This window comes from Variovorax fucosicus (assembly GCF_030316825.1).
Classification (GTDB): Bacteria; Pseudomonadota; Gammaproteobacteria; order Burkholderiales; family Burkholderiaceae_C; genus Variovorax; species Variovorax fucosicus.
This window is the reverse complement of the sequence record NZ_JASZYU010000003.1, coordinates 869,636-882,513: the sequence shown is the minus strand read 5'-3', so window position 1 is coordinate 882,513 and position 12,878 is coordinate 869,636. Positions and strand designations below refer to the sequence as shown.

Annotated in this window: 11 protein-coding genes; 3 read left to right on the top strand and 8 right to left on the bottom strand. The window is 67.0% G+C overall.

Annotated elements, in window-relative coordinates:
• Positions 1-18: 18 nt before the first annotated feature.
• The gene (locus QTI05_RS21590; protein ID WP_286620834.1) at positions 19-1,719 is read right to left on the bottom strand and encodes an electron transfer flavoprotein-ubiquinone oxidoreductase; all 1,701 of its coding nucleotides are present in this window, start codon (positions 1,717-1,719) and stop codon (positions 19-21) included.
• A 131-nt stretch (positions 1,720-1,850) separates the two neighbouring features.
• Here QTI05_RS21590 and QTI05_RS21585 point away from each other — a divergent pair, with 131 nt between their 5' ends.
• Entirely contained in the window at positions 1,851-2,273 is a 423-nt protein-coding gene (locus QTI05_RS21585; RefSeq protein WP_286545098.1) for an acyl-CoA thioesterase, read from the top strand.
• On the opposite strand, the gene QTI05_RS21580 is transcribed toward QTI05_RS21585, so the two are convergent.
• A complete protein-coding gene (locus QTI05_RS21580; protein ID WP_286620832.1) occupies positions 2,270-3,604 on the bottom strand; it encodes a sensor histidine kinase in 1,335 nt (444 codons plus the stop codon). The genes QTI05_RS21585 and QTI05_RS21580 overlap by 4 nt on opposite strands.
• A complete protein-coding gene (locus tag QTI05_RS21575) occupies positions 3,601-4,272 on the bottom strand; it encodes a winged helix-turn-helix domain-containing protein (RefSeq protein ID WP_286545095.1) in 672 nt (223 codons plus the stop codon). Before QTI05_RS21575 ends, QTI05_RS21580 begins: the two co-directional genes overlap by 4 nt.
• Positions 4,273-4,356: 84 nt before the next feature.
• On the opposite strand from QTI05_RS21575, the gene QTI05_RS21570 reads away from it, so the two are divergent.
• Entirely contained in the window at positions 4,357-5,064 is a 708-nt protein-coding gene (locus tag QTI05_RS21570) for a phosphatase PAP2 family protein (protein ID WP_286545093.1), read from the top strand.
• 46 nt (positions 5,065-5,110) lie between these two features.
• Positions 5,111-6,871, top strand: a complete 1,761-nt coding sequence (locus QTI05_RS21565; RefSeq protein WP_286620830.1) for a phosphoethanolamine transferase — start codon at positions 5,111-5,113, stop codon at positions 6,869-6,871.
• A gap of 22 nt (positions 6,872-6,893) precedes the next feature.
• Here the strand turns inward: QTI05_RS21565 and QTI05_RS21560 are convergent, their stop codons facing one another.
• The 5 genes from QTI05_RS21560 to eat form a co-directional block, all read right to left on the bottom strand.
• Positions 6,894-7,493: a peroxidase-related enzyme gene (locus QTI05_RS21560; RefSeq protein ID WP_286620828.1), complete on the bottom strand. Its 600-nt coding sequence runs from the start codon at positions 7,491-7,493 to the stop codon at positions 6,894-6,896.
• A 52-nt stretch (positions 7,494-7,545) separates the two neighbouring features.
• A complete protein-coding gene (locus QTI05_RS21555) occupies positions 7,546-8,826 on the bottom strand; it encodes a haloacid dehalogenase-like hydrolase (RefSeq protein WP_286620827.1) in 1,281 nt (426 codons plus the stop codon).
• A 30-nt stretch (positions 8,827-8,856) separates the two neighbouring features.
• A complete protein-coding gene (gene eutC, locus QTI05_RS21550; protein ID WP_286620825.1) occupies positions 8,857-9,660 on the bottom strand; it encodes an ethanolamine ammonia-lyase subunit EutC in 804 nt (267 codons plus the stop codon).
• Positions 9,660-11,054, bottom strand: a complete 1,395-nt coding sequence (locus tag QTI05_RS21545; protein ID WP_286620823.1) for an ethanolamine ammonia-lyase subunit EutB — start codon at positions 11,052-11,054, stop codon at positions 9,660-9,662. Before QTI05_RS21545 ends, eutC begins: the two co-directional genes overlap by 1 nt.
• A 339-nt stretch (positions 11,055-11,393) precedes the next feature.
• A complete protein-coding gene (gene eat / locus QTI05_RS21540; protein WP_286620821.1) occupies positions 11,394-12,779 on the bottom strand; it encodes an ethanolamine permease in 1,386 nt (461 codons plus the stop codon).
• Positions 12,780-12,878: the final 99 nt, after the last annotated feature.

The following is a 12,878-nucleotide window of genomic DNA, read 5'->3' as shown; positions in this document are numbered from 1 at the left end:
ACTTGCAGTCCCGTGGTGTTACATGCCCACGTAATTCGGCCCGCCGCCGCCTTCGGGCGTGACCCACACGATGTTCTGCGTCGGATCCTTGATGTCGCAGGTCTTGCAGTGCACGCAGTTCTGCGCATTGATCTGCAGCCGCTCCTTGCCGGTTTCGGCCGAGGGCACGAATTCGTAGACACCGGCCGGGCAGTAGCGCGCCTCGGGGCCGGCGTATTTGGCCAGGTTGATGTTGACCGGCACCGAGGCATCCTTCAGCGTCAGGTGCGCCGGCTGCTGCTCTTCGTGGTTGGTGTTGCTGATGAACACGCTGGAGAGCCGGTCGAAGGTGAGCTTGCCGTCGGGCTTGGGGTAGACGATCGGTTCGCACTCCGAGGCCGGCTTGAGCGCGGCATGGTCCGGCTTGGTGCGGTGCAGCGTCCAAGGGATGTGGCCCTTGAGCAGCCATTGCTCGATGCCGTTCATGAAGGTCGCGATGCCAAGGCCCTTCTTGAACCAGCTCTTGAAGTTGCGCGCCTTGTACAGCTCTTCATGCAGCCAGCTCTTCTCGAACGCGGCCGGATAGGCCGTGAGTTCATCGTGCTGGCGGCCGGCCTGCAGCGCATCGAATGCGGCGTCGGCAGCCAGCATGCCGGTCTTGATCGCGGCGTGGCTGCCCTTGATGCGGCTCACGTTGAGGTAGCCGGCCTCGCAGCCGACCAGCGCACCGCCCGGGAACACGGTCTTGGGCAGCGACATCAGGCCGCCCGCGGTGATCGCGCGCGCGCCGTAGCCGATGCGCTTGGCCGGCTCGATGCCATGCGCCTCGTCGCCTTCGAGGTACCAGCGGATGTTGGGATGCAGCTTCCAGCGCTGCATTTCCTCGAACGGGCTCAGGTACGGGTTGCTGTAGTCCAGGCCGGTGATGAAGCCGAGCGTGACCTTGTTGTCTTCCATGTGGTACAGGAACGCACCGCCATAGGTATCGCTCTTCATGGGCCAGCCGGCGGTGTGCAGGACGAAGCCGGGCTGGTGGCGCTTGGGGTCGATCTCCCACACTTCCTTCACGCCGAGGCCGTACGCCTGCGGATCCTTGCCGGCGTCGAGCTTGTACCGGGCGATGAGCTGGCGGCCCAGGTGGCCGCGCGCGCCCTCGGCGAACACGGTGTACTTGCCGTGCAACTCCATGCCGAGCTGGAAGTTCTCGGTCGGTTCGCCGTCCTTGCCTACGCCGAGGTTGCCGGTGGCGACGCCGCGCACCGAGCCGTCTTCGTTGTAGAGCACTTCGGCGGCAGGGAAGCCGGGGAAGATTTCGACGCCCAGGCCTTCGGCCTGCTGGGCCAGCCACTTGGTGACGTTGCCCAGGCTCACGATGTAGTTGCCGTGGTTCTGGAAGCAGGCCGGCAGGAACATGCTGGGGGTGCGCAGGCCGCTCTTGCGACCGAGGAACACCATCGCGTCGTCGGTCACCGGCTGGTTCAGCGGGGCGCCGAGTTCACGCCAGTCGGGGAGGAGTTCGGTCAGTGCGCGCGGATCCATGATCGCGCCCGAGAGAATGTGCGCGCCCGGCTCGGAGCCTTTCTCGAGCACCACGACCGAGACTTCCTTGTCGTTGCGCGCGGCCAGTTGCTTCAGCCGGATCGCGGTGGCCAGCCCGGCCGGCCCGCCGCCGACGACGACCACGTCGTACTCCATGGCTTCTCGGGGGCCGAACTGGGCGAGGATTTCGTCGTGCGTCATGGGGGTCTCGTCGATAATGATTTGAACTGCAGGGCAGCGCGGGGTGCGGGGCATTTTATGCGGCGCCTCGACCGGCTCCTGTCACCCTTGTCATCATCTTGTACCGTCAAGCACGGCACCAGGGCCGCCGCATGAAGATTGAGATTCCCGAGAAGAAGAAGCTGGTCTACGAAATGTCGATCCCGATCCGCTGGGGCGACATGGACGCGATGGGCCACCTCAACAACGGCACCTACTTCCGCTACATGGAAACGGCGCGCATCGACTGGATGCATTCGATCGGTTTCGAGCCCGACCCGAAGGGCGAAGGCATGGTGATCGTCAACGCGTTCTGCAACTTCTACCGCCAGATCGAATACCCGGGCAACGTGCTGCTGCGCATGTACGTGAGCGACCCCGGCCGCACGACCTTCGAGAGCTGGGCCACCATGGCGCGCGCCGAGGCACCCGAGGTGATCTGCGCGGCCGGCGGCGCGACAACTATCTGGGTCGACTTTCCGAAGCAGAAGGCCGCGACGCTTCCGGACTGGCTGCGCGCCCTGGTCGGCGGCTAGGCCGGCCGAAGAACGATCCGCGCCTCGAAGCCCGAGGGCGCGCCCGGCGGCGGCGACGCCAGTTCGAGCCGCGCGCCGTGCTTTGTGACGATGGTCGAGACGATCGACAGCCCCAGCCCGTAGCCAGTGCGCCCGTCGGTGTGGCGCACGTGGCGCAGTTGCAGCGTGCGCAGTTCCGCCTCGGTGACGCCCGGGCCGAAGTCGCGCACGACGAGGCGGCAGTCGGCGGTGACCTCCAACTCCACCCGGCTGTCGCGCGCGTAGCGCAGGCCGTTCTCCACCAGGTTGCGCAGCGCGATGGCCAGCGCATCGAAGTCCCCCATGGCGACCGGAGCGGGCTCGGTCTCGGGCACCTTCAGGTCGAGCCGGTCGATCGCGCGCGCTTCCTGCCAGAACTCCTCGGCCACCGTGGCGGCAAGCTGCACCAGGTCGACGCGGGTGCGCGCGAGCGACGCACCCGATTCGGCGCGTGACAGCTGCAGCAGCTTTTCGGCGCGGTGGCTCAAGGTTTGCAGCGCGGTCAGCGCGGCTTCCACGTCGCTGCGGCGCAGGTCATGGTCGAGTGCGGTTTGCAGGCGCAACCGGGCCGCCGCCAGCGGCGTGCGCAACTCGTGCGCTGCATTGGCGGCCAGCGCGCGTTCCACGTCGAGCGACTGGGCCAGGCGTTCGAGTAGGCGGTTCACATGGTCGCCGACCAAGGCCAGTTCGCGCGGCAGGCCGGGGAGCTGGATGGGGCGCAGGTCGGTGCCGCTGCGCCGGCCGATCTCGCTCGCCAGCTCCCGCAGCACATGCAGTTCGCCGCGGGCGATGCGGCGCAGCAGAAACGCGAGGAGCGGCAGCACCGCCACCAGCGGCAGCAGCAGCCCGAACAGCGTGCGGTTGAGCGTATTGCGCCGCTCGCTGAGCGGGTCGGCTACCTGCAGGAACAGCGGCCTGCTGGGATGGCGCACCGTGTAGATGCGCCAGGCCTCAAGGTTGGCGAAACCGGGCGAGACCGGCACGTCGAAGGTGTTGGGGGGTGTTTCGGCCGATCGCAGCAGCACGCGTTCATTGCCGTCCACCACCTGGTAGATCACCGCGGCATCGTTGAACAGCGGCGTTGGCGCAATCAGGGGGCGGCCTGCCGGCAATTCGCTCTGCCGCCGGTCGACCTCGTCGACCGCGATGTCGAACATGCGGTGCGACACCTCGACCAGTTCATTGTCGAAGTTGAAGTTGATCTCGCGATCCACATACCAGACGACGGCGAGCACGCACAACAGCCAGACACCGCCGATCCACAGTACCAGCGTGCGGGTAAGCCGCCCGGCCAGGGTCTCAGAGGGCCTCATTCCTCGTCCAGCGAAAACGCGAGCCGGTAGCCCAGGCCGCGCAGCGTCTGGATGTGCGCGCGGCCGAGCTTGCGCCGCAGCCGACTGATGAACACCTCGAGCGTGTTGCTGTCGGTGCCGTCGTCGAAGCCGTAGAGCGCGTCCTGCAGCAGCTCGCGTGTGTGGATGCGCTCCGGGCGCGTGGCCATCACGCGCAGCAGGGCCCATTCCTTTTGCGTGAGCGCGACCGGCGCGCCCTTCTTGCGCACCAGCTCGCGCGCCAGGTCGATCTCGATGGTGCCCAGCTGCAGCACCGGCGTGTTGCCGGCGCTGCGGCGCCGTTCCACAGCGCGCAGCCGCGCGAGCAGCTCGCCGGGGTCGTAGGGCTTGATCAGGTAATCGTCGGCGCCGGCATCGAGCCCGCGGATGCGGTCGGTGACCTGGTCGCGCGCCGTCAGCACGATCACGATCGGCCGCTCTTTCAGCGCGCGGATCGTCGGCAGCAGCGACAGGCCGTCGCCGTCGCCCAGATGCAGGTCGAGCAGCACCGCCGCGTACTGCGCAGAGAGCAGGGCGCCGCGCGCGCCGGCCAGGCTCGGCACCGGATCGACCACGAAGGCCTTGGCGCGCAGGTAGCCGCACACCGCTTCGGACAGGCCAATGTCGTCCTCCACCAGCAATACGCGCACGCAGACCCCTTGTAAGTGAAACCGCGAGTCTATCGAGTCGGCTTCAGGCTGCGTTCAGTCCGCGCCGCTAGGCTTGCGACCCGCATGATCAGATCCTCCTTGCGCGGCCCGCTGGCCGCCACCTTCATCGCGCTGGTTCTGGTACTGGCCTGGGATGCTTCCGGGCTCGACTTCGCGGCAGCGCGGCTGTTCGGGCTGCCATACGGCTTTCCCTGGCGCAGCAGCCATCCCTTGATTCTGTGGATGCACGAAGTGCCGCGTTTCACCAGCTGGGTGCTCGTCATCGGCCTGTTCGCCGCGATCCGCTGGCCGGTGTGGGTGCTGCGCCGCCTCGATCGGGGCGAGCGCGTGCAGCTGGCCGTGACGGTGCTGGCCTCGGTGCTGGCCGTCTCGATGATCAAGACCTACAGCCGCACCAGTTGCCCCTGGGATCTGCAGGCCTTCGGCGGCATGGCGCGCTACGTGTCGCATTGGCAGTGGGGCGTGGACGATGGCGGGCCGGGCAAGTGCTTTCCGGCCGGGCATGCCTCTGCGGCGTTCGCCTGGGTTGGTGGCTGGTTCGTGTTCCGCCGCAACGCGCCCGCTATCGCCCGGCGTTGGCTTGCCGTGGCCATGCTGGCCGGCTTGGCGCTCGGCCTCGGCCAGCAACTGCGCGGTGCCCACTACATGAGCCACACGCTCTGGACGGCCTGGGTTTGCTGGAGCGTGGGTTTCGCGATCGACGCGATGGCGCAGCGATGGCGCGCGATGCGAGCACCTGCACGGCTGGATCTCAACCTGAACCGTTCCTGAGGAGCGTGTTCAGGGAGGTTTCAGTCCCGGCGCCTAACTTCGCCAGATGCCCCGCTCCCTTGCCCATCCTGCGCCCTCTCCCATCGGCGCGGCGCCCGGCCATGCCCTCCCGATCCCCGCTTCTGCCGTACCGACCTGGCTGGCGGCCATCGATGAATGGATGGCGCAGCCGCGCACGGCACGCGCCGTCATCCTCTGGCTGAGCGTCTATCTGGCGGTTGCGGCCAACTGGCCGCTGTGGCTGGAGCTCGCCCGCATCGGCGGTGCGCCGAGCGTCTACATGCGCTCGATCGGTGCCATGTCGCTGTTGTTGGTGGCCGGCACGGTGGCCTTGCTGTCGTTGACGGCCTGGTCCCGCTGGTTCAAGCCGCTCTGGTTCGCGGTGGTGCTGCTGGCGGCCGTGGTGCAGCACTACATGCTGGCCTACCGCATCGTGATGGATCCCAGCATGCTGGCGAATGCCGCGCAGACCGATCCCAACGAGGTGCGCGACCTGCTGAGCGGGCGCATGCTGCTGAACGTGCTGCTGGTGGCGGTGCTGCCGGCCTGGTGGCTCTGGCGCGTGCGCATCGTGCGTGCGGGTTTATGGACACACGCCTGGCGCAACCTCGCGCTGTTCGCGGCGGCGATGGCCGCGGCGGCCGGTGGCGGCATGGCCATGAACCGCGAACTGGCGCCGCTGATGCGCAACAACGTGCACCTGCGCTACATGCTGAACCCGCTGGCCACCGTCTACTCGGCCGGAGCCGTGGCGTTGCGGCCGTTGTTCAAGCACAGCCGCAAACTCATTCCCATGACCGGCGGCGCGGCACTGGGCGCAAGCTATGCAGGCCAGGCCAGGCCGCCGCTGTTCGTGATCGTGGTGGGCGAAACGGCGAGATCCGATCACTTCGCATTGAACGGCTATGCGCGCGACACCAATCCGGAGCTGTCCCAACGCGAGGTGTTGAGCTACCGGAACGTGCATTCGTGCGGCACCAACACGCTGGCTTCGGTGCCCTGCATGTTCTCGCCGATCGGCAAGGTGGCGTTCGAGGCGCGCAAGGACGACTACGAAAACCTGCTCGACGTGATGCAGGCCGCTGGGCTGGCCGTGTTCTGGATCGAGAACCAATCGGGCTGCAAGGACGTGTGCAACCGCGTGCCCCACGCCGCGGCCGTCGACAGCCTGCCGCCCGCCGTGAAGGCTGCGCTTTGCGACGGCGACGAATGCCTGGACGATGCGCTGCTGAACGGCCTCGATGCGCGTCTGGCGGCACTCTCGCCCGAGCGGCGCGCCAAGGGCGTGGTGCTGGTGATGCACCAGATGGGCAGCCACGGCCCGGCCTACTACAAGCGCTCTTCGCCCGAGGTGAAAGAGTTCAAGCCCGAATGCCAGACCAACGCGCTGGCCGAATGCGGCCACGCCGAACTGCTGAACGGCTACGACAACTCGATCCGCTACACCGACCGCTTTCTGGCGCGCACGATCGACTGGCTGAAGAGCCAGTCGAAGGACTACGACACCGCCATGCTCTACCAGAGCGACCACGGCGAATCACTCGGCGAATATGGCCTGTTCCTGCATGGCGTGCCGTACAGCTTTGCGCCGGAAGTGCAAAAGCACATTCCGCTGGTGGCCTGGTTCAGCGACGGGATGCGCCAGCGCGAGAAGCTGTCGAACCACTGCCTGCAGGGTGACCTGGACAAGCCGTACACCCACGACAACCTGTACCACACGGCGCTTGGCGTGATGGATGTGAAGTCGCCGAGCTACAAGCCGGCGCTGGACATGTTCGCGGCCTGTCGCAACGGCGGCGCGGCCTGATTTCCTTGCACAGGGGCGCCGCCTATTTTTTCTCGCGCGGCAGCCGTCCCATCAGGAAGAACTCGTTGTTCGGCTGCATCCCGCTGAAGCTCGCCATGCGGTTGGAGAGGCCGAAGAACGACGTTATTGCCGCGATGTCCCAGATGTCCTCGTCGTCGAAGCCGTGCGCGTGCAGCGGCGGAAAGTCGGCCTCGTCGATCTCGTGCGAGCGGCCTGCGACCTTCATCGCAAAGTCGAGCATGGCGCGCTGGCGTGGCGTGATGTCGGCCTTGCGGTAGTTCACGGCCACCTGGTCGGCAACCAGCGGCTTCTTCTCGTAGATGCGCAGCAGCGCACCGTGCGCCACCACGCAATAGAGGCACTGGTTGGCCGCGCTGGTTGTGGTGACGATCATCTCGCGGTCGCCCTTGGTGAGCGAGCCTTCTTCCTTCAGCATCAGTGCGTCGTGGTACGCGAAGAAGGCGCGCCACTCGGCCGGGCGGCGCGCCAGGCCGAGGAACACGTTCGGCACGAAGCCGGCTTTCTCCTGCACCGCGAGGATGGTGGCGCGGATGTCTTCGGGCAGGTCGGCCAGTTCGGCCAGCGGGTAGCGCGTCGGGGTCTGCGTCGGGGTCTCGCTCATGGCATGTCTCCGTCAGGAAAGACGGCCATTCTGGCGCACGACGCGCGCCGGCCTACTTGAGCGCCTTGCCGGTCTTGGCGCCCAGCGGCGTGTGCAGTTGCGATGGCACAAACAGGCCGGTGTTGTCGTCGCGGCCCTGCAGCAGGTAGCGCGTGTCGGGCTTGCCGTAGTTCTGCACGGCGATGGCCGAAAACTTGCCGATGTCGGTCTTGGGGTCGCGCAGCCGGTTCACGATCAGCACCTTCTGCGTGTCGGCAAAGTCGGCCATCATGTTCTGGTCGCCCTCGCTGTCGCCCGCGACAAAGCTGGGGCCGTAGCCATACTTGCTGACGAGGAAGCGCTTGATGTTCGCGGTCTTGCCCTTACCCTGGGTCTGGTCGTAGCCACGCCGGAACTCCGGCTGGATCACGCCGGCGGCATCGCGCTCCAGCTCCATCGCCAGTACCCGATCGGCCGGGTTGTTGTAGCCAAAGGCGGGATTCGACGAGATCTCCTTGATCACATCGACAAACGAAGCCGAGCAGACCCACACGTCGAAACCGGCGCTGCGGAACCGGGCGTACAGCTCCTGCATTTCAGGCACCAGGCGCAGGCCGTTCTTCCAGCTGACCGACACCACGCCGGCCTGCCCAGGCAATGCGGGCGGCGAAGTCCATTTCACCTTTTCGACCGGCTGCTTTTGCTGCCACGCGACCGTGTCGACGGTGAGCTTGCGCACCTGCGATTCCGTCATACCGACGAACAGATAGGTGACCCACGGGTACGCGGTGTCGTGGTCGAAGGTGTCGCCGATGGCCTCGTAGAGGTAACGCACCTTGGTGATGAAGGCCTGGTAGTTCGGGTTCTGCTTGATGGCGGCGAGCGGCTGGCTGCCTTTCAGGCCACTGTAGTTCTGGTAGAGCCAGGTGTAGCTGGCCACGATGTCCGGCGCGACCTTGTCGATGTTGACCGGCTCGCCGGCGCCGTTGTTGTGATCCTTCAGGAAGTTCGTCTTCGGGATGTTCTTGCGCAGCGCAATGTCGAGCTGGGCCGGCGTGGCGCCGACCACGAGGTTCTCGAGCTGGTAGATCAGCGAAGCTTCCTCGATGTCGAGAAAGACGCTCGTGTTGTCCCAGTCGAACACCACATAGGGCGGCCGGGCCGCGTTGTAGCCGGGGCTGCCCTTGCCGAGGCGGGCGATCAGCGCGTCGATCTGCTGGCGGTTGAAGGTGTCCCAGTTGCTGGTCGAGAGCGGCTGCACGCCGCCGCCGAACATCGTGCTGCTGCCGGCACAACCGGTGACGGCCAGTGCGGCGGTGGCGGCCGAAGACAAAAGAACCAGTCTGCGTTTCATGTTTTCCTTGGATTGCGATTGAAGAAGTGATCAGGGTGGCAGCGGCCGTGTCTGGCGCGACTCCAGCACCGACAGGTCGCTCTCGTCCTTGAGATCGACCCCGCTCAGGCCGCGGCGCAGCGCTTCGCGCATGAGCCAGGCCAGCTTGAACGCGGCTGCGCCGTACGAAAGGCCTTCCGGCCGCACGTTCGAGATGCAGTTGCGCTCGGCGTCGTGGCGGCCTCGGCGCGGCGCGTGGGTGAGGTAGATGCCCAGGCTGTCGGGCGAGCTCAGGCCGGGGCGTTCGCCGATCAGCATCACCGAGAGCCGGGCATCGAAACACTCGGCAATCTCGTCGGCCAGTGCCACGCGCGCCTGCGTGGCGACCACCACCGGCGCGAAGCGCGTGTCTGGCGGCAACTGCGGGCGCAGCGCTCCGAGCAGGGGGGCGGCATGGCGCGCCACGGCCAGCGAAGACAGGCCATCGCCGACGACGATGCAAACGTCGATGTCGCGCGCTGCGCCGCCCCGCTCGTGGTTGCGCAGCCGCGCCGCATCGTCGGCATCGAGCTGGCGGCCCAGGTCGGGGCGGCGCAGGTAGGTGACGCGGTCGTCGGCGCGGCTGCGCGCGTGCATCGTTTCCCAACCCTGCTCGTGCAGCGCATTGGCGAGGGCGTCGGCGTCGAGCGCCGCATGGATGGCATCGCGCGCCATCGCATGGGCCCAGCCGAAACGCAGCGTTTCGTCGGTCGGCATGCCGGCACCGGCGCGGCCGAGGGCCAGCCGCGCCGGCGTTGCCGCGCGCCAGGCGCCCCAGGGGCTGGCAGTGACGGGGGAGGGCGGCTCGCCGGCCATCAGCGCCCCAGCGCGGCCAGGCCGCCCATGCCGCTCAGCAGCCGGTTCGCGCCCGGCGGCAACAGGTGCGCACCGGCGTCGGTGATCTGCATGCGCTGCAGCCAGGCCTCGAATTCAGGCGCGCGTTTCAGGCCGAGCGTTTCGCGCAGGAACAGCGCGTCGTGGAACGAGGTGCTCTGGTAGTTGAGCATCACGTCGTCGGCGCCGGGCACGCCGATCAGGAAGGTAAGGCCGGCGGTGCCGAGCAGCACCAGCAGCGTGTCCATGTCGTCCTGGTCGGCCTCGGCATGGTTGGTGTAGCAGACGTCGCAACCGATCGGCAGGCCCAGCAGCTTGCCGCAGCAATGGTCTTCCAGGCCGGCGCGGATGATCTGCTTGCCGTCGTAGAGGTATTCGGGCCCGATGAATCCGACCACCGTGTTGATGAGCAGCGGCTTGTAGCGCCGTGCGAGCGCATAGGCGCGCACCTCGCAGGTCTGCTGGTCGACGCCGAAGCTGGCATTGGCCGACAGCGCGCTGCCCTGGCCGGTTTCGAAGTACATGACGTTGTCGCCGACCGTGCCGCGCTTCAGCGCGAGCGCCGCGGCATAGGCCTCGTCGAGCAGCGCGGGCGTCACGCCGAACGAGAGGTTCGCCTTCTCGGTGCCCGCGATCGACTGGAACACCAGGTCCACCGGCGCGCCGGCTTCGGCCAGCTTGAGCGTGTTGGTCACGTGCGTCAGCACGCAGCTCTGCGTCGGGATCTCGAAGCGCTGGATCACCTCGTCGAGCATGTGCAGCAGCGAGTCCAGCACCGGCATGCTGTCGGAGACCGGGTTGAGCCCGATCACCGCGTCGCCCGCGCCCATCATGAGGCCGTCGAGCGTGGAGGCAGCCACGCCGCGCAGGTCGTCGGTCGGGTGGTTGGGCTGCAGCCGCACCGCGAGGTGGCCCGGCAGCCCGATGGTGTTGCGAAAGCGCGTGACCACGCTGCATTTGCGGGCCACCGCGATCAGGTCCTGGTTGCGCATGAGCTTGGACACGGCGGCCACCATCTCGGGCATGAGGCCCGGTGCGAGCGCGGTCAGCGCCTCGGTGGTGGCCTGTTCCGACAGCAGCCAGTTGCGGAAGTCGCCAACCGTCAGGTGCGCAACCGGCGCGAAGGCCGCGGCATCGTGGGTGTCGATGATGAGGCGCGTGATGTTGTCGTCTTCATAGGGCACCAGCGCCTCGGTGAGGAATTGCCTGAGCTGCGTTTCTGCCAGCACGTGGCGCGCGGCCATACGTTGCTGCGCGGTGGCAGCGCCGACGCCGGCCAGGTAGTCGCCCGAGCGCGCCGGGCTGGCGACCGCCATCACCTGCTTGAGGTCGTCGAACGAGAAAACCTGGTTGTCGATCGTGGTGCGGTAACGCATCTCAGCGGCTCCACGAGGGGGTCTTTTGCGGCTTGCGTTGGGGGCGCGTGCACAGGGCACCGGGTACTCCCCTCCGCGAATGTCCCCCGGCTTCGCCTCCTCCTTTATTTCGCTGCGGGGAGTACCCGGTGCCCTGTGCACGAGGGCACGCTGCTGGTGTGCGGCCGATCAACCACTGCTCTGACGGATCACGTCGATGGTGTGCTCTGCGCAGCGAAATAAAGGAGGAGGCCGCAGGCCGGGGGACATTCGCGGAGCAGAGTACGCCGTCGGCGTGATCCCGCCCCCGTTGACCCAAGTCACGCATCAGACACGAAGCGGCCAAGCCAAGGGCGTAGTTCATGCCGAGAGCATCGCGTCAGGAGCCGCCGCCTTGCGTTGCGCGCCGGTGGCCAGGAAGTAGCCATAGGCCAATGCCATCAGAACGAGAAACAGCAGCGTCAACATGGCGTTGAACCAGACCATCGCACCCAGGCACACCACGCCGAGCACCAGGGCGATGGCCGGGAACACCGGATAGAAGGGCGCGCGGTAGGTGCGCTCCAGGCCGGGCTCCGTGCGGCGCAGCTTGAACAGCGCGGCCATCGAAATCAGGTACATCACGATCGCTCCGAGCACCGCCATCGTCACGATGTTGGCCGTGAGCGTCTGCCCGCCGAACTGCACCCACTCGTCGCTGAAGATCGCGGCCACGCCGATCACGCCGCCGGCCAGCAAGGCACGGTGCGGCGTATCGAAGCGCGGGCTCAGGCCCGCGAAATAGCGGGGCAGGTAGCCAGCGCGGGCCAGCGCGAAGATCTGGCGCGAGTAGCCCATGATGATGCCGTGGAACGAGGCCACCAGGCCGAACAGCCCGATCCACACCAGCATGTGCAGCCAGCCGCTGTTGTCGCCGACCACGGCCTTCATGGCCTGCGGCAGCGGGTCGTTGATGTTGGCCAGCTTGCGCCAGTCGCCGACGCCGCCGGCCATGATCATCACGCCGAAGGCCAGCACCACCAGCGTGACGATGCCGGTGGTGTAGGCGATCGGGATCGTGCGGTGCGGGTCGCGCGCCTCTTCGGCCGCCATGGCGGCGCCCTCGATGGCCAGGAAGAACCAGATCGCGAACGGAATCGACGCGAAGATGCCCGAGATCGCCGCGCCATTGAGCACCGCGCCGCCGGCCCAGCCGTTGGCCGTGAAATTGGCCCACGACCAGCCCGGCGTGACCACCCCCATGAACACCAGCAGCTCGAAGATCGCAAGCACGGTCACGAACAACTCGAAGGCCGCTGCGATGCCGACGCCGATCCAGTTGAGCGCAATGAAGATCACGTAGGCACCGAGCGCGAACCACTTCGGATTGATGCCCGGAAACTGCACGTTGAGGTAGGCGCCGATGGCCAGCGCAATGGCCGGCGGCGCGAACACGAACTCCACCAGCGTGGCAAATCCGGCCACGAAGCCGCCGGTCGGCCCGAAGGCGCGCCGCGCGTAGGCAAAGGGCCCGCCGGCGTGCGGAATGGCGGTCGACAACTCGGTGAAGCTGAAGATGAAGGTGGTGTACATCGTGGCCACCAGCACCGTCGCGACCAGAAAGCCGAGCGTGCCGGCCGTGTTCCAGCCGTAGCTCCAGCCGAAATACTCGCCCGAGATCACGAGGCCGACGGCAATGCCCCAGAGCTGCACCGGGCCCAGTACCTTCTTGAGATGGCCCGACGGGGCGGCGTCCGATGAATTCATTGTGTTTACCTTGGCGGATGGCGATGCGCGAATTCGACCAAATCGAGGGCAACGGCACTATCCGGATTCGGAAAAACAACGCAGCATGGCGGCTGGTCT